Consider the following 17016-nt stretch of genomic DNA (forward strand, 5'->3'; position numbering starts at 1 on the left):
TGCATAATAAAAATTTTCGTGCTAATATTTGTACGCAGGGGGGCGAACGGTTTCGACGGGTTTGAGATCCCCCGGGAAGCGAGTCGAGGTCTCCGCCACCTCGTTAAAAAGGTGGAATAACAAATAAGTGCCAACGAAGAACTTGCACTTGCTGCTTAGTAGATAAGCAGCCGTTCCTACCGAGTCTGACTGGTGCTCGGATAGGAGCGTGAGATAACCAGTCTATCACTGGAGGATCTGCCCTTCGTCCTCTGGTGAGAATTTCAGGAGGGATATAGCCCACAAAACCTGCCTGTGGGTGTTGTGGGCCGAAATCAAAACGCAGGCTGCACTCGGAGATGCCCGGGGGTACTCATTCTCGGACGGGGGTTCGATTCCCCCCGCCTCCACCAGAATTATTCATATCTCAATGCTTCAACAGGATTGAGTTTTGATGCCTTCATTGCTGGGAAGACTCCAAAAAATACACCAACGGCTATCGAGACAGAAACAGCTATCAATATGACAATGGGTGTAACGGCAGTTTGAATGGAACCTATGAGGGCTATTGCCCTTGAAAGAAGAATACCAACTCCGACACCGATGACCCCAGCAACCAATGTTAAGATGATCGATTCGAGCAAAAATTGCGTGAGAATATGCCTTCGGTTGGCACCAACAGCTTTTCTTACACCAATTTCTCTTGTTCTCTCTGCCACTGTGACAAGCATTATGTTCATTATCCCTATTCCGCCGACCAATAGAGAAATGCCAGCAATACTACCAAGCATGAAGCTGAGTAATGCCATTGTTTGATTAATTGTCTGTAGCATCGCTTCTTGACTAACTATCCTGTATTTTTCCTCATCTTGGAACTTTGAATAAAGAACAGAATCAATTTCAGAGACAGCTTGGGCGGCAACTTCCTCTGAATGAGCCTGGGCGATTATGGAAGACACATAACTTCTTTTGAAAAGGCGATTCTCTGCAGCGGAAAACGGAACCAGAATAGATCTATCTGGATTGAGAAAAAGCAGTGTCCCACTTTTTTCTAAAACACCGATTATTTTATAGTTCTGTCTAATTGATTGGCTTGTTATCTTTATAGTCTTTCCTATCGCATCTCCATCTGGAAAAAGTGTATCGGCTATCTCTTTTCCAATTACCGCAACCCGTCTTCTGCTGTTTTCATCTTCCTGAGTAAAGTACTCTCCGTCTTGCAAATTTAAGTTCATCATGTTGAAGATTTGAGGGTAAACCGCTAAGACAGTAGAAAAGGTGTTTTGCCGTTCATACTGAACAATGAAATTACCTTGTTGCATCGGTGTGATATACGAAACCGATGGGCACAGTTGTTGAATCTTCTGGGCATCATCTTTCGTCAATAAGTCAGAAAAACTCGTTGATACACGCCCACCCCCTCCTCTTGTGAAGCCTGGTGAGATCATGATCAGGTTTGAACCAATTGCCGAGAGATTTTGTTTTATGCTCTGGCTTGTACCTTCTGCCACGGAAACAACCGCTATTACGGCAGCAACACCTATGATTATCCCTATCATGGACAAAGCAGTTCTAAGTTTATTTGCTGCAATCGATCTAAATGCCTCTTTAAGCATTTCTAACACTTGCCCTCACCTCTTGAGATACTATCTTTCCATCTCTCATGTGTATCACTCTTTCACCGTTTTCGGCTACTTCAGGATCGTGTGTTACAACAATTATAGTCAAACCATTTGAATGTAGATCCGAAAAAATCTTGAGTATTTCTTCACCACTCTTGCTGTCCAAATTTCCCGTCGGTTCATCTGCGAGGATTATCTGCGGTTCATTCGCAAGCGCTCTTGCTATTGCAACTCTTTGCATCTGCCCACCTGAAAGCTGTGTTGGTTTGTGTTCCATGCGTTCTGCGAGCCCGACCATTGCTAAAAGCTCCTTTGCCCTCTTTCGTCTGGTTGTTCTCGGTACACCTGCGTATATCATTGGCAATTCGACATTTTCAAGTGCGGTAAGTCGTGGCAAAAGGTTGAATTGCTGAAAGACAAAACCAATCATCTTGTTTCTCACCTTGGCAAGATCTCTATCGCTGAGTTTTGAAACCTTCTGCCCTGCCAAATAAATCTCTCCAGAATCAGGTTTATCGAGGCATCCCATTAAATGCATCAATGTAGTTTTACCACTTCCAGATGGACCCATGATCACAAGGTATTCTCCATTGAATACACTCAATGTCACACCATCTACAGCTTTAACTATGTTGTCTCCCATTTTATATGTCTTTCGAATATCCTCAACATTTATTATGATATCCATCTTTGCACCCACTTTCTCATCGGTCTGGTGTAGGACCACCCATTGGGATCATTATCCTTCCAGCATTACCAGACGATGTACCTGTTCTGTTTATGATAATGACTTCTCCTTCTTTTAATCCATCCAGAATCTCATAACCACTTGAGAATTTTTCACCAACGCTAACTTGTCTTTTTTCCGTTGTGTTTCCATTTTTCACCGTGACATAGGCTTTACCAGATTCGTAAGTAATCGCACCAGTTGGAACAACCATTACATTTGTTTTATTCAGAACCACTATTTCGGCTTCACAGGAAAGACCAGGTATTATTTTATTCATGAGTTCTTCCAGTTGCTGGCTTCTGGTAGATGTATTTGATTGTTGCAGTGATTTTGGGGAAATCAAATTCAATTTTATCGGAATCGTGACTATCCCGCTTGAAGTTTGTGCTTCGCTTCCTACATAGGTCACCTTTGCAGGGAAATTGACTCCTTCAAATGCTTCAAAGGTCAATGAAGCCGTTTGACCAACCTTTATTTTTGAATAATCCATTTCTTCAACAGAGGCAGATACATAGAGATTGTTCACATTCACAACCCTTGCTACTACATCAACAGTCGTTCCCTTTGAAACATAATCGTTAACTTCAACGTTGAGTGCCGTTACTATGCCATCTACAGGAGAAGTGATTTTACACCTATCGAGATCTCTTTTTGCAATATCAAGTTCAAGTTGACGCTGTTCAATCAACAACTTTGAACCTGAATTTTTCGCCAATTCATAATTTTGGAGTGCTTTTAGATAAGACAATCTATAATCTGTGTCATCCAGTTCTACTAATAGATCTCCAGCCTTTACTGTGTCACCTTCTTTGACATATATTTTCTTGACAACACCACTGACCAATGCTTGGACCTCCGCGGAACTCTCGGCTTTAATTGTTCCAGAAACAGTTATGGTGTCAACCAGGTTCGTCTTTTTCACAGTATACTCTGTAACCGAAGATGTGGTATTAGAAGATTGTTGAGTATTTCTATTACAAGATGAAAGAAATAAAAGTAAGACTAAAACAGATATCAATATGTAGGTTCTGATATTCTTTCTCATTTCACTTACCTCCTGCGAGCTGGACAAGATCAATACCAAGTGCTTGGAGTAAACTGATCTTTGCAATCAATAAATTGTAATTGGTTTTCAAAAACTCTAACTCTGCATCATCTAAGTTTAATTTTGCACTTTCAAGATCACTCTCTGACACGAATGAAGAAGCATTCAGAGTGTTTTCATATTCCATTTTCTTCAATTGCAAATCAAGCTCAGCCACTTTCTTCGATGATTCTGCAATTCTAATCGATAAGAAAGCTTTTTGAACAGCCTTCTTCAAATTATCGAGTTGTTCATCGAGTATACGTTGCTGTAGTGAATACGAATCCTTTAATTTGTTATACGTATAATTTTTTTCTCCACGATCGAGTATGCTATAGCCAAAGCTAAAACCAAGCGAGAAGGAATATCCTTTTTCGGAGCTCTCATCCTGCTTGATCTTAAATGAAAAAGTTGGATTGGGAAGCCATTCTTGATAAGCTCTGTCACTTTGACGCTTTGCTATTTCTAAAGCTATCAATTGAGCCTTTAAATCAAGTCGATTCATTACCAATTTTTGTGCTTCTTGCTCAGATGGCAAAGTAGTAGTAATTCTTTCAAGACACGCAAGCATGGTGTTCAAAGTGTCTGTGGAATATTCCGTGAGAGCATCCATGAGATTTTGACTGATCTGGTCCAATTGATTTGTTGCTTGATAAATACTACTTTGGACCTGTAAGATGTCCTCTTTTGATGCGGTACCGGCCTCGTACGCTTTTTGCAAAGAATTAAATTGATCTTCCAAAATTTCTATCTTTCGCTTTGTAACTTCTAACTTTCTTGTGTAATAATGATAGTTGAAAATATCATTTGCAAGGTTTAAGAAAACCTTGTTCCGAGCTTCAATCAGATTCCAAGATGCAGAAATATAACCTTCCTCATTTTCCAGATCCGTAATATCCCAGTTTGAAAAAAGTTCCCTTGAAATGGTGAAAGCCCAGCCACTATCATTCCACTCTCCCTGTTTACTTGAATAGGTCCAACCATTCGAAACAGTAAAATCAAAACCAGCTATATTCTGAAACTTTACAAAAAACGGGATTGATAATGTGTAATCTTCGAAATCTGTAGATACAGAAAATTCATCAATACCAATATAAGGTATGAAGACATTCCTGTTTTTTGACAAACTAAACTCGGCTTCTTTGTATGTCATTACAGCAGAAAGATATGAACTACTCTTGTCAAGCTGCTCTTGTATAAGATCCAAAAAACCCGCAAATGACAGCACAGGTACCAAGAAAACCAAGATCAAGATCTTTTTCATGATGAATCACCCACCAAAGATAGAAGACAACAACCCTTGATGATCCCAACCTGCGTCGATATACAATGAACAGAGATTTTTCAAGAAAGATTTGACATAACTAAGTAGGGTTTTCTGAGCTGTGAAATAAGTACTTCGTGCCTCCAATAGATCTTTTTCGGAGCCAACACCAACCTTGTAATTATTCTCGGCACTGTCAAGTTGAGCCTTCGCCACACTGACAGTTTCCCTTTGAGCCTGAATAGTCTTCTTGAGATTTTCAGTCGTTAAAAGAAGAGATTCATAAGATTTTCTTGTACTGTTTTGAGTGTCTTTGAGCTCACTCTGGGCTATTTTTAGTATTCTCTCATACTTACTCTTTGTGTATGCCGATGGATTTACAAGACTGTCGAAATCCATCTGAGATACCTGAACATCGATCTGTGCAATTTGAATGGCAAAAGATTTAGTGGTCAATTCATCGACTGTTGGCAATTTGATATCAACTTTGATCGATGAAGGATCTATGATTTGGACTTCTTTTCCCAATAAAATCAAAAGATCTTTTTTGGATTGCTCTGCATTCAATTTTGCTTCGTCCAAACTCGCTTGTGATTCGAGTTTAGTAGAACTTGCGCTTTGAAGATCTTGTAAGGTTGCCGCACCTGTTTTGTACAAATCTTGCATTTCTGCAAAATCGATCTCGGCGATTCGCAATTTGTTCTGAGCTATTTGAACTTGAAGAGTACTTTCCAGTACGCCTATATAGGCATCGAAAAATTCACCATAGAAATTCTTCAATGACTGATTGTAAGTTTGTTGTGCTTGAAGCCAACTCTGTTGTGCTACAAGTTGTTGTCTTTTGTTCTTTGCCTCAATCATCGCTTTGTCATAATCACTCTTGGCCTGTTCAAAGTTCAGTACAGCCTTTAGATAAGTTACGCTGTTTTGCTTTGCAAGTTCAACTACATCAACAATACCAGCGAACATGAGAACAACAAAAGAAATCAAGACAAGCACGAACACTTTTCTCATGACATAACCCTCCATTCTGTATTTGGTTCAAGATAGATTCTAAGCTTCATTTGCCAAAGTGCTTTGATCTTTAATAATTTTCTAATCATCCAGCTCCCACTCTACTACCACCAGATCCTCCACCTACTCTTCCACCAGAATGCGATCCACCAGAACTGGAGCTTGAAATCGTCGAAGTTGCAATACTTCTAAAAGAAGAAAGTTCTGCCATTAGAGTTGGTGAATAGTAAACCTTTGAAGCTACAGGTGTCGATGGTGGTTCTGGGTAAAGTTTTTTCAAATTATCGATTACCTCTTTGGCAACACCCAGTGCCGTCGCATAGACTATGTAATCATCCCAAAGGATCACGGACTGAGGGGGATATGTTGACAGAGCAGAGAAATCTGTTATGAATTTTTCAAAGTTCTTCCACTTCAAATAATAAAGTAAACCATCAGACGTCCATCGTGAAAAGACAGTTTTTTTCATAAGAAGCACAATTATTCCAATTATGATCGAGGCTCCCATTAACATCATTGAATATCTTGATACTACTTCATAACCTAAGCCGGAAGCTTTCGACAGCCCCAAAATAACAAATACAGGAACGAGAATACCAAAAATAATACCAAAAAACTTCGCCAATGTATTACCTGTGGTAATCAGATAATTTCTACTACTCAATTGATGATATACTTTATCTCTCCATCCATTCATCATTTTGAGAAATTTCTGCGCATTACTTTGATTTCTCAATGATTTTTTGAGCTCCTTGAAATCAATTACGCCGTCTTTTTCAAAAATCTTGAATGCCTCAAGAAGGTCCTGATTTTCTTGAGTAAGTCTTATTATCCTCAAGCCTGTTATATCCCTTTTTTCGTTTTCCAATAGCTCGATATCGCCTTTCTTAACAAAATTCAAAATCGCAGCGGCTATTGCATCATCGTCTGGGTGTGAACAGATCTTCTTGACAATGGCGTTCACAATCTCTGGTGGATCATTATATGGAATCTCTCTTTCATAAAGCGAATTGTACTGTATAGATTGCTCTCTACCGAATTTTCTATACAAAAGAATCGGAATGGCTACGACAAAAATCAAGTAAGAAATACTTCCAATTACGATCAATAATATCTTAATTGAGTAGGATCTCTCTATATCTCTTATCTGTGAAAGATCCATGGATTTCATCATGTTTTGGGTACCTGTGCCGAGCAGGTTTGGAAAAACAAACCGTCCCTCTACGAAACAATTTGCCGGAATATTCCTGAACTCAAATTCATAATTGTTCCCGATTATTGCCTTACTCTTGGTTTGAAGACCCCATGGGTGATGATAAACAATGGGCTTTGGAAATTTATCTGGAAGGCTTACAAGAACCTTTAAAGATTTTGTCGGGACAGAAGTACCAGTACCTATGTACTTTACAAACAATTGCGTGAAATCTCGGCCTTCTATGAGTAAATTCTCTAATGTATATGAAAATGCGACCTTTACCGTTAGACCATCTTTTGGAACCTGAATGTATTCATTCATTGATTTACTAAAAAGGAGTCTTAAACTTATACTGACATCATTTTTTGTATCGTAAAATGGTCCTCCTAAGAGAGAAGGTCCTTCAAGAATCTGGAAGGTGAAATTGGATATCTTGGTCGGTCTGTCAAAATCAATAGCCCAGCTTACATATCGAAAAGGTTTCTTGAGCCTGTAGGTAACTGTTTCTGTGACGTTTGCAGAACCATTTTGCAGAACCATAATTGAGTAAGTTCTCTCAGGAAGTTCAAAGATCGATGACGTGAAGGAACTAACCAAACTTACGATGATACCAAAGATCACCAAACCAAAAAAGAAAAGCAGAAAAGTTGTTTTTATAAATTTTCCCACAGAGCACACCTCCTGTGTGCTCCAATAATATCACAGGTCAGATCAATTCATCTAAAATCTGTTTTGCTTGCTCGTATGTCAATTTACCACTTGCCACAAGACGCAAGATCTTTTTCTCTATACCCTCAGATCTCTCAGCCCTGTTTGTTGATATGATATCCACATCACCCGAGGCTGTACTGATCGTTATTTTCATTCTGCCATCGCCAAACAGATAATCTCTACCCTCACGTGTATAACCCACATTGGTATTTAATTCACCACTCGCTGTCCTCATAGTCAATCTCATATTCGGCACACCGACAGTTTCCATGATTAGATCGCCATTCGTAGTACTCACAATCCAATCACCATTTTGACATATCAGATTTTTTATATTTAGATCTCCACTGACACTGGAAAAAACAAATTTGGCGATCGTTGGCGAATCCATCTTGATATCTCCTGAAACAGTTTTCACCTGGCAATCGGAAAATTCCACACTGTCCAACACGATGTCACCCGATATAGTTTTTACAGTCAAGATTTCACCTCTTACTGAATGTACCATAATATCCGAAGAAACACTGCTGATCATAAATTCTCTTAACTCATAGGGCACCGCAATTTCCATACTTTCTTGTGAACTGCCCGAACCAAATACCACCGGACCGAGGAATGAAAAATGTTTATCTCTGGTGCTTATTGTCAATGTATCATCTTTGTATTCCAAATGAGGTTGCTGAGATTCATAAATGACATAAGTGTCCGATGAATGTGTGCCGAATATCTTTATATCGGTATCCACGCTTTTCACTATGAGTTTCTTGATCTTGGAAAAATCAATTGCTTGTTTTTCCATTATTCTCGCCTCCTAAAAACCCATGAAGATCACAATCACCCATATGACGACTGCTTCTCCAACGAGATATACGATGATCGGTATGATGTTTCCAATGATCAAAAAGAGCGCGTATAAACCAACAAAAAATGAATATACGAGTGTAACGGATTTGACTTTCATCTGAAGAAGTTTTGAGCCTATGTATATGAGAAGTAGAGCTCCTATCACGCCAGTTATACCAAGGGCGATTTTCATTGTTCTCTCAGCCTCCTGATCTTCTCCAATGCCTCCTGAGCTGATATTTCGCCCTTCTCGAGTTTATCCAATAGTTCATCAACCTGCTTTTCTTCTGTGACTTCTTGTGCCTCATAACCAAGTGTTTTGACGATTCCTTCCAACCTTGATTTTGCCGTTGGATATGATATTCCAAGTTCTTTCTGAAGGTCGCTTAAATTACCCCTTGCCTTGATAAAAATCCTAAGAAAATTCAGTTGATCTGGTGTGAGTCTGAAAAATTCTTCCAGTTCAAATTTACCTTTTATCACAGTACCGCATGATGGACAACTCAATTCAGTTACAATGAGGTTAGAACCACAAATTGGACATTTCGAAATAACACGGGCCATTGAAACCTCTCCTTTCATTTTTTTGAACTCAACTTAAATATATTTTATATTTCAATTCAAAATTTGTCAAGGTCACATCAAGGTAACAACAATCTTCATCTCTATTGGAATAACTCTGATAAAATTTCTTGGGAGGGATCGATGATGTACAAGAAGGTATTGATAAAACTCAGTGGTGAGGTGATGTGCGGGGAGGGTTCACGGGGGTTTGATCAGAATAATATAAACTATCTTGTCAAAGAGATATCCCAAGTTGTAGATTACGGAACGAATGTTGGTATCGTAATAGGTGCCGGAAATATATTCAGAGGTGAGGAATTGTCAGAGATACCACATTCGTTAGCGGATCAGATAGGTATGCTTGGAACGGTTATAAACGGTTTGTACCTGAAAGGAGCCCTTGAAAAGCATGGTGTGAAATGCGTTGTGGTCTCACAGATATCTTCATTACCATCGATTAGGCCTATTCACTATGATGATATAAACCTTTATTTCGATGCCGGATATGTCGTTGTCTTTGCAGGTGGAACGAGTAATCCATTCTTCACAACAGATACAGCAGCAGCTCTAAGAGCCGTTGAGATGGGAGCTTCTGTTTTGATAAAGGCGACCAAGGTCGATGGGGTCTATGACAGTGACCCGAAAAAAAATAAGTCAGCTCACAGATTTGAAAAAATCTCTTATCAACAAGCGATCAAACTCGGTTTAAAGGTCATGGATATGGAAGCTTTCTCTATCTGTGGTAGATACAAACTCCCAATAGTCGTTTTGAATTTCTTCGAAGAAGGAGCTTTATTAAAAGCTGTTCGTGGAGAAAACATTGGTAGTATCATATTACCTGATTGAGGAGGTGAACGGATGTACAACGAGATAGTTGATATCAAAGCCAGAGAAGTTCTTGACTCACGTGGTAATCCTACGGTAGAAGTTGAGGTTTTTCTCGAGGATGGAACTACAGCTTCAGCAATGGTTCCCTCAGGAGCGTCGACGGGAAAATTTGAAGCGTTGGAACTGAGAGACAAAGGAAGCAGATATCTTGGTAAGGGTGTACTGAATGCGGTAAAGAATGTCAATGAGACAATTGCCCCAAAAGTTATAGGTATGAACGTCTATGATCAAGTTGCCATCGACAAGACTATGATCGAGCTGGATGGAACAGAGAACAAGTCTAAACTCGGTGCAAATGCGATTCTTGGTGTTTCCATGGCTGTGGCACGAGCGGCAGCGACAAGTTTGTATCTCCCTCTTTACAGATACCTTGGTGGTCCAAACGCAAAGGTTCTACCTGTACCATTCATGAACGTAATCAACGGTGGAAAACATGCCGATAACAGCTTAGACATTCAAGAGTTCATGATCGTTCCTGCAGGTGCACCAAGTTTTGCCGAAGCGCTCAGGTATGGAGCCGAGGTCTTTCACAATTTAAAGAAGATCTTGCACAACATGGGTCATGTTACCTCAGTTGGAGATGAAGGAGGTTTTGCACCAAACCTATCCTCGAACGAAGAAGCCATAAAAGTGTTAATAGAAGCGATCAAAACAGCTGGCTACACACCTGGTAAAGATATTTTCATTGCACTTGACAGTGCTGCATCTTCTTTCTATAACTCCGATACCAAAACCTACAGTATAGATAAATCACAAAAAACCAGTGATGAATTGATTGATTATTACGTTTACTTAGTGCAGAAATATCCCATTATCAGCCTTGAAGATCCGTTGGATGAAGAAGACTGGGAAGGATTCGCAAAATTGACGGCAAAAATCGGGAATAGGGTCCAAATTGTCGGTGACGATATATACGTCACTAATATAAACAGACTCAAGAAAGGTGTAGAAAATAAGGCATCGAACTCGATATTGATAAAACTCAATCAAATAGGTACCGTCACAGAGACACTCGACACAATCGAATACGCAAAACAACATGGCATGACCTGTGTTGTTTCTCACAGATCAGGCGAAACAGAGGATACATTTATCGCAGATTTAACCGTTGCAACCAATAGTGGAATGATCAAAACAGGATCATTGTCGAGAAGTGAAAGAATTGCCAAATACAACAGATTACTTAGAATCGAAGAAGAGCTTGATTTCGCTTCACAGTACAAAGGGTTGGCTGCATTTTACAGTATAAAATAATAGTGGTATAATTGTTTTCAAACTATACCAAGGCGCGGTCTTACCCGCGCCTTATTCATCAGGTGATAATATGGAAGACAGGGACAAGATTTCTTCAAAGGCTGCCTGGATTGGAGTGTTTGCGAACGCCACCTTGGCAGTGATGAAAATCTTGGTTGGATTGATTTTCAAAAGTATGGCTGTGCTCGCAGACGGAATTGATACATCAACCGATATCTTCACGTCCTTAGTTACTTTGGTCTCGAGCAAGATATCAAATCGTCCTCCTGATAAGACACATCCATACGGTCATGAAAGGGTCGAAGCAATAGCGGCAAAGGTCGTATCTTTTGTCATCTTTTATGCTGGAACAAACTTGATGGTCTCATCAATCAAGAGAATTATAAGTGGTGAACATATATTGATCATTGGAGTGCTTCCATTGATCGTCTCACTCATTTCCGTTGCGATGAAAACATGGCTGTTTATCTATAAATACAATGTTGGAAAGAAGATAGGTAGTTATGCGTTTATTGCCGATGCTTTGAATATGAGAAATGACATTCTCATCTCTTCAACGGTCTTTGCTGGTGTACTTTTGAATAAAATTGGTCTTCTATGGGTAGATGGAATAGTAGCCCTGATAATATCTGTAATGATTATAAGAACAGCATTTGAAATCTTTAAAGAAACAAGCTATGAATTGATGGATGGTATGACAAACTTTGATGTTTACAATCAAATCTTCAAAGCTGTGAAAAAAGTTCAGGGAGCTGCCAATCCTCACAAAGTGAGGGTGAGACAAGTTGGATACAAATATTTTGTCGACATGGACATAGAGGTCAGTGGTGGAATAACTGTCCAGCAAGGTCATGATATCGCCACTCAGGTTAAGAAAGCTATAATCGAGCAAAATGATAGAATCGCGGATGTAATGGTACACGTGGAACCAATAGGGAACGTAGAACGTGAAGCGTATGGATTGTCACAACACCAAATTACAGATGGAGGTGAAAAAATTGATATTCAAAGGTGAAAAGATCATGTTAAGGCCAGTTGAGCTTTCAGATGTCGAACAATTACTGAATATCAACGACTTGGAAGTCAGACAGAATTTATTGTCAGTTTTTCCATTGAATCGAGTGCGTGAAGAAGAATGGGTAAGAAACCTTTATTCAAATCAGAGAGATGTGGTCTTTGCCGTTGTACCACTTGGTCAAGAAAAATTGATCGGTACAACTGGTTTGCATCAAATCGATTGGGTCAATAGATTGGCAGAATTTGGCATAGCGATAACTGATAAAAGATATTGGAACATGGGATTTGGTACAGAGGCAACGAAATTGACTTTGAAATATGCATTTGAATATCTCAATCTCAACAGGGTTTCTTTAAGGGTATACGATTACAACAAAAGGGCGATACATGTTTATGAAAAATGCGGGTTTGTCCATGAAGGAAGATTAAGAAAAGCTCGATATCTAAATGGAAAATATCACGATGTTTTAATCATGAGTGTACTCAGCAATGAATATTTTCAGTATTGATCAATGCGTTAACGATCAAACAAATGCAAGATGAATATTTTTCATGTGAACTGCCATCATGAAAAAAGGGGACCTTTGTCCCCTTTGGTGGAGCCGATGGGACTTGAACCCACGACCTCTACCGTGCCATGGTAGCGCTCTCCCAAGCTGAGCTACGGCCCCATTTTACCTACCTTCAACAAAAAACTGGTGGCCAGGGGCGGAATCGAACCGTCGACACCTGGATTTTCAGTCCAGTGCTCTACCAACTGAGCTACCTGGCCACTCTCCTTTGGTGGGTGCGGCAGGACTCGAACCTACGACCTTCTGCTCGTAAGGCAGACGCTCTTCCTCTGAGCTACGCACCCACCGATACGACCATTGATTATCCTATCATACAACTTTATCTTTTTCAAGTACCATACTCGTATAAAACCACAAGCGATTCTCAATTACTCTTGATTGAATCAATCAGAGCTTTGAACAATGGATGTGGATTACCAACTTTTGTTTTGAGCTCTGGATGATACTGTATTCCAATGAAATATGGGTGATCTTCTAACTCTATTGCCTCAACAAAATTCGATTGAGCACTGATGACGAGTTTGTTGCCATTTTCATTTGGTAGTTTGAACAACTCGGGATATTCATCATAATTGACCTCGTAGCGATGCCTATGCCTTTCAGAAACTTGTTCGACTCCACCATAGATTTGCCAGAGTTTGGTGTTCTTTAAAATTCGCATCGATTGAGATCCAAGCCTCATTGTTCCACCGAGTTGTAAAATTCTTTTTTGTTCTTCCATCAATGTTATGACTGGATAAGGTGTGTTTGGATCGAATTCTGTGGAATTGGCATCTTTGTAACCAAGAACATTTCTCGCAAACTCAATAACCATTAATTGCATTCCGAGACAAATTCCCAAAATAGGCTTCTTATATTCTCTTGCAAAATGAATTGCTCTTATTTTACCTTCTATCCCTCTCTTTCCAAACCCCCCAGGTATTATCAAGGCGTCATACTCGAACAGGGTATCGCATACTTGTTCCCAATTCATCTCTTCGAGAATCTGTGCATCGACAATTGATGGCTTGACACATCCAGATAGAAAAACAGATTCAATGATACTTTTGTACGCATCATCAGTACCAAGATATTTCGCTACGAGTGCTATTTTATATGTTTTGAAAACCTTTGGGTAATCCCATTTAAAACCCGATTCATCGAGGGTGATTTTCAATCTTCGAGCTACCTTCCTATGTACTTCATGATTCTTGAGTATCTCGACAACAGAATAGACATTTGGGACATCGGATAGGTTTATCACCATGTCGTTTGGTACTCCACCAAAAAGTGCTACCTTTTTCAGACTATCACCATTTATCGGACTCTCAGATCTTACAACGATCATATCGGGATTGATACCAGATCTTCGGAGTAACTGAACGGATTGTTGTGTTGGCTTTGTCTTGAATTCATTAGAGGCTTTCAGATATGGTACGTATGTAACGTGTATGAACAAGAAATCGTCTACAGATTTTTCCAGTGCAAGCTCACGAACGCTCTCTAAGAAAACTTCACTCTCTATATCTCCTACGGTACCACCTATCTCGATGACATTCACTTCTCCTTCAAGTGATTCGATTCTTTTTTTGATTTCTCCAGTTACATGTGGAACTATTTGAACAGTTGAACCAAGATATCCTCCTTCTCTTTCTCTTTGTACAATGGTTGAGTAAACCTGTCCTGCTGTTATATTGTTCTTCCTACTCATGTTCTCGCCAAGAAAACGCTCGTAGTGTCCAAGATCTAAATCTGCCTCATATCCATCTTCTGTAACGAAAACTTCTCCATGCTGATTGGGATTCATTGTTCCGGCATCTACATTCAAATATGGATCTATTTTTAAAACATTAACCTTGACACTACACTCTTTGAGTAATCTTGCCAAAGAAGCGGAAAAAATTCCTTTTCCAACACCACTCAATACACCACCGGTCACAACGATATACTTTTTCATGCGCTCACCTTCTTTTCACAAAACAGCTATGAGATCTTCTTCTTTTATTTTTTTAAGAAATTCAAGTAATTCCTCTTTAGTTGGACTTGCACTGGACGTACCTTGCCTGGTTACAGAAATCGCCGATGCCGCGACGGCAAGTTTCAAAGTGTTTCTCTGTGAAAGTTTTTTCATTTTACCTGTGATATAAGCTGCATTGAAGGCATCACCAGCACCAGTTGTATCAACCACATCGACTTCGTATGCATCTACATGAAACGATGTCTTTTCAGAAAAGAAACTGGCACCTTTTGATCCCATCTTAACTACTACTTCTTCAACACCTGAAGACAAAAGTTTTTTAGCTGCCTTTTCTATATCAGTTTCTTTTGTCATCTTGAAAAGTTCAACTTCGTTTGGTGCTACTGTATCTGCGTATGAAACTATTTCCAAAAAAGACTCATCTACAAATCCAGCTGGATCTATATAGACATACTTTCCATTCCGCTTTGACATCAGCACCACTTCACGGACTGTATCAATAGGTATGCCCAGCTGGATGAAAACCGCCTTGGATTTTTCTAAGAAGGTCCAATCTATCATCTCGGGGTTCAGATAACTATTCGCACCGAGAATGTGAAACATGGTGTTTCTACCTTTTGATTCAACAACTACAAATGTCTTACCTGTTTGGGTATTGAAAGACTTAACGAATGAGATATCAACACCAGATTTCTCCAATTTCTTGAGAACACTCTGGGAGATAGCATCATTACCTATGCAAGCTATTAAATGACAGTCTATGCCAAGTTTTGCAAGACCAACTGCCGTATTGGCTCCTTTCCCACCGATGTCAACAAATGTCTGCTGACACATATGATTCTCTCCTATTCGGAGTTGGTCAATATACAAAAAAGTATCTACATTGATCTTACCGAAGACTGCTACTCTCTCATCCATGCACTTCGCTCCTTGATCTTTAGATTACCTTTTGTAGTATAAAACGAAGTTATTCAACTGAAAAGCCCCAAATTTACGGCAAAACATTTTTCTGCGAAAACAGATAGATCTTCCTCTATTTTCATATCACACATATGATCAAAACCGGTTTCACCTTTGTTCAAGATCACGACCTTTGCACCATTGGCTTTCGCGATGAATGGAAGTTGTGCAGCAGGATAAACAACCAAAGAGCTCCCCAATACGATCATCAAATCACATTTAGTTGCATGATTTTGAGCTTCATATAGGGCTCTTTCAGGCAAAGATTCACCAAAAAATACAATATCTGGCCGAATTAAACCTGAACAATCGCACAACGGAAGATCTGAGTTTTCAATCATATTTTTGATTGACGAGAGACTGAATCTTTCTGAACATCTAATACAATGATATTCGTATACACTTCCATGCAACTCTATGACGTTTTTGCTTCCCGCCTTTTGATGCAAACCATCTATGTTCTGAGTGATTGTTGCTTTCAAGATACCATTTTGTTCAAGTCTTGCAAGCATGAGATGCGCTGCATTTGGCTTAACATCAGCCATTGGCAAAAGTACTTCTTTCCAGAATTTGTAAAATCCCTTGGGATCGCGATAGAAATACTCTATATCAAAGACATCTTCTGGATACCTTGAATAAAGACCGTTTTGACTTCGAAAGTCAGGTATACCGCTTGGAGTACTTATTCCTGCACCGGTCAGAGCAATTACATACTTGGAAGATTTGAGCAAACAAAGAAAATCTTCTACCAATTTTCTTCACCTTTCTTGAAGACAACTTTTGGAAAAACCATAGAACTTTGAGTCGGTTGCCAATAGATCTGATTTGAAACGATCTTAGTAGGTGTAGGTTCTATGGTGATTATTTGTGCATCCTGTGGGACGATAACCGTGATTTGAGAGTCATTGACAGAGTATATCGATATATCTTTGAGCGATGTATCAACAACACCATCTTGTACCAATGCGGCGTTGGATAATCTGGCGATTTCCAAAACTTCAAGTATACCTGATCTTTCTGTAATCGTCGAATTCATCGATATTACTTCTATCTGCCTTCCTATCTTTTTGCTGACATCGTCAAAATAACTCTTAAAAGTCGAAGTGGAAGCCTGTCGATATTGATCTATATATTGCTGTTGCTTGGATTTATCCTTGAAAAAAAGGCCAGCCGTTGCTGTAAATGTAGCCTGGCCTGTGTAATCATATTCCATCTCACTCCTATAGTAGGCTATTTCAAATGGTGGTTTCTGCATCAAAGTCGTGATCAATTGTGTGACAACAAAGAAAACTATAAATGCAATCAATATATAAAACAAGGTTTTTTGATTCACCAATTCTCCTCCCTTCTAAAACTATGTTA

The 17016-nt window shown here is 39.4% G+C and carries 17 protein-coding genes, 3 tRNA genes and 1 other RNA gene; 5 read left to right on the forward strand and 16 right to left on the reverse strand.

Annotated elements, in window-relative coordinates; translation table 11 throughout:
• Nucleotides 1-38: 38 nt before the first annotated feature.
• Nucleotides 39-392: a transfer-messenger RNA gene (gene ssrA, locus TSP02S_RS10865) on the forward strand.
• A gap of 3 nt (nucleotides 393-395) precedes the next feature.
• On the opposite strand, the gene TSP02S_RS07675 is transcribed toward ssrA, so the two are convergent.
• The 9 genes from TSP02S_RS07675 to TSP02S_RS07715 all read right to left on the reverse strand — a co-directional run bounded on the left by TSP02S_RS07675 (nucleotide 396) and on the right by TSP02S_RS07715 (nucleotide 9006).
• The gene (locus TSP02S_RS07675; protein WP_041084260.1) at nucleotides 396-1595 is read right to left on the reverse strand and encodes an ABC transporter permease; all 1200 of its coding nucleotides are present in this window, start codon (nucleotides 1593-1595) and stop codon (nucleotides 396-398) included.
• Nucleotides 1588-2289: an ABC transporter ATP-binding protein gene (locus tag TSP02S_RS07680; protein ID WP_041084262.1), complete on the reverse strand. Its 702-nt coding sequence runs from the start codon at nucleotides 2287-2289 to the stop codon at nucleotides 1588-1590. The genes TSP02S_RS07675 and TSP02S_RS07680 overlap by 8 nt, the downstream gene beginning before the upstream one ends.
• Before the next feature lie 16 nt (nucleotides 2290-2305).
• Entirely contained in the window at nucleotides 2306-3376 is a 1071-nt protein-coding gene (locus TSP02S_RS07685; RefSeq protein ID WP_041083178.1) for an efflux RND transporter periplasmic adaptor subunit, read from the reverse strand.
• 1 nt (nucleotide 3377) lies between these two features.
• On the reverse strand, nucleotides 3378-4679 hold the full coding sequence (locus TSP02S_RS07690; protein WP_041083179.1) for a TolC family protein: 1302 nt from the start codon (nucleotides 4677-4679) through the stop codon (nucleotides 3378-3380).
• A 6-nt stretch (nucleotides 4680-4685) separates the two neighbouring features.
• Complete coding sequence (locus tag TSP02S_RS07695) at nucleotides 4686-5693, reverse strand: TolC family protein (protein ID WP_041083181.1); 1008 nt, start codon at nucleotides 5691-5693, stop codon at nucleotides 4686-4688.
• Between the two features lie 85 nt (nucleotides 5694-5778).
• Nucleotides 5779-7557, reverse strand: a complete 1779-nt coding sequence (locus TSP02S_RS07700; protein WP_232503685.1) for a DUF2207 domain-containing protein — start codon at nucleotides 7555-7557, stop codon at nucleotides 5779-5781.
• Between the two features lie 37 nt (nucleotides 7558-7594).
• The gene (locus TSP02S_RS07705; protein WP_041083183.1) at nucleotides 7595-8398 is read right to left on the reverse strand and encodes a DUF4097 family beta strand repeat-containing protein; all 804 of its coding nucleotides are present in this window, start codon (nucleotides 8396-8398) and stop codon (nucleotides 7595-7597) included.
• A 12-nt stretch (nucleotides 8399-8410) separates the two neighbouring features.
• Nucleotides 8411-8635 (reverse strand): hypothetical protein, encoded by a 225-nt coding sequence (locus TSP02S_RS07710; RefSeq protein WP_041083184.1) that lies wholly within the window; start codon nucleotides 8633-8635, stop codon nucleotides 8411-8413.
• On the reverse strand, nucleotides 8632-9006 hold the full coding sequence (locus TSP02S_RS07715) for a DUF2089 domain-containing protein (RefSeq protein ID WP_041083186.1): 375 nt from the start codon (nucleotides 9004-9006) through the stop codon (nucleotides 8632-8634). Before TSP02S_RS07715 ends, TSP02S_RS07710 begins: the two co-directional genes overlap by 4 nt.
• A 144-nt stretch (nucleotides 9007-9150) precedes the next feature.
• Here TSP02S_RS07715 and pyrH point away from each other — a divergent pair, with 144 nt between their 5' ends.
• The 4 genes from pyrH (at nucleotide 9151) to TSP02S_RS07735 (ending at nucleotide 12674) form a co-directional block, all read left to right on the forward strand.
• Nucleotides 9151-9852, forward strand: a complete 702-nt coding sequence (gene pyrH / locus TSP02S_RS07720; protein WP_041083188.1) for a UMP kinase — start codon at nucleotides 9151-9153, stop codon at nucleotides 9850-9852.
• A 12-nt stretch (nucleotides 9853-9864) separates the two neighbouring features.
• Nucleotides 9865-11148, forward strand: coding sequence for a phosphopyruvate hydratase (gene eno, locus TSP02S_RS07725; RefSeq protein WP_041083189.1), 1284 nt, complete (start codon nucleotides 9865-9867; stop codon nucleotides 11146-11148).
• Nucleotides 11149-11218: 70 nt separating this feature from the next.
• Nucleotides 11219-12163 (forward strand): cation diffusion facilitator family transporter, encoded by a 945-nt coding sequence (locus TSP02S_RS07730; protein ID WP_041083191.1) that lies wholly within the window; start codon nucleotides 11219-11221, stop codon nucleotides 12161-12163.
• Nucleotides 12147-12674 (forward strand): GNAT family N-acetyltransferase, encoded by a 528-nt coding sequence (locus tag TSP02S_RS07735; RefSeq protein WP_082025966.1) that lies wholly within the window; start codon nucleotides 12147-12149, stop codon nucleotides 12672-12674. The genes TSP02S_RS07730 and TSP02S_RS07735 overlap by 17 nt, the downstream gene beginning before the upstream one ends.
• An 85-nt stretch (nucleotides 12675-12759) precedes the next feature.
• Here the strand turns inward: TSP02S_RS07735 and TSP02S_RS07740 are convergent.
• The 7 genes from TSP02S_RS07740 to TSP02S_RS07770 all read right to left on the reverse strand — a co-directional run bounded on the left by TSP02S_RS07740 (nucleotide 12760) and on the right by TSP02S_RS07770 (nucleotide 16987).
• Nucleotides 12760-12836 (reverse strand) — tRNA-Ala (locus TSP02S_RS07740).
• Nucleotides 12837-12861: 25 nt separating this feature from the next.
• Nucleotides 12862-12937: transfer RNA gene (locus tag TSP02S_RS07745), tRNA-Phe, on the reverse strand.
• 9 nt (nucleotides 12938-12946) lie between these two features.
• Nucleotides 12947-13021: transfer RNA gene (locus tag TSP02S_RS07750), tRNA-Val, on the reverse strand.
• 80 nt (nucleotides 13022-13101) lie between these two features.
• Nucleotides 13102-14673 carry a CTP synthase gene (locus TSP02S_RS07755; RefSeq protein ID WP_041083193.1) on the reverse strand — a complete coding sequence of 524 codons (1572 nt, stop codon included), beginning with the start codon at nucleotides 14671-14673 and terminating at the stop codon, nucleotides 13102-13104.
• 15 nt (nucleotides 14674-14688) lie between these two features.
• Nucleotides 14689-15612, reverse strand: coding sequence for a carbohydrate kinase family protein (locus TSP02S_RS07760; protein ID WP_041083195.1), 924 nt, complete (start codon nucleotides 15610-15612; stop codon nucleotides 14689-14691).
• Between the two features lie 53 nt (nucleotides 15613-15665).
• A complete protein-coding gene (locus TSP02S_RS07765) occupies nucleotides 15666-16406 on the reverse strand; it encodes an NAD-dependent protein deacylase (protein WP_041083197.1) in 741 nt (246 codons plus the stop codon).
• Complete coding sequence (locus TSP02S_RS07770; protein ID WP_041083199.1) at nucleotides 16400-16987, reverse strand: DUF4897 domain-containing protein; 588 nt, start codon at nucleotides 16985-16987, stop codon at nucleotides 16400-16402. Before TSP02S_RS07770 ends, TSP02S_RS07765 begins: the two co-directional genes overlap by 7 nt.
• Nucleotides 16988-17016: the final 29 nt, after the last annotated feature.

The organism is Thermotoga profunda AZM34c06, assembly GCF_000828675.1.
GTDB lineage: Bacteria > Thermotogota > Thermotogae > Thermotogales > DSM-5069 > Pseudothermotoga_B > Pseudothermotoga_B profunda.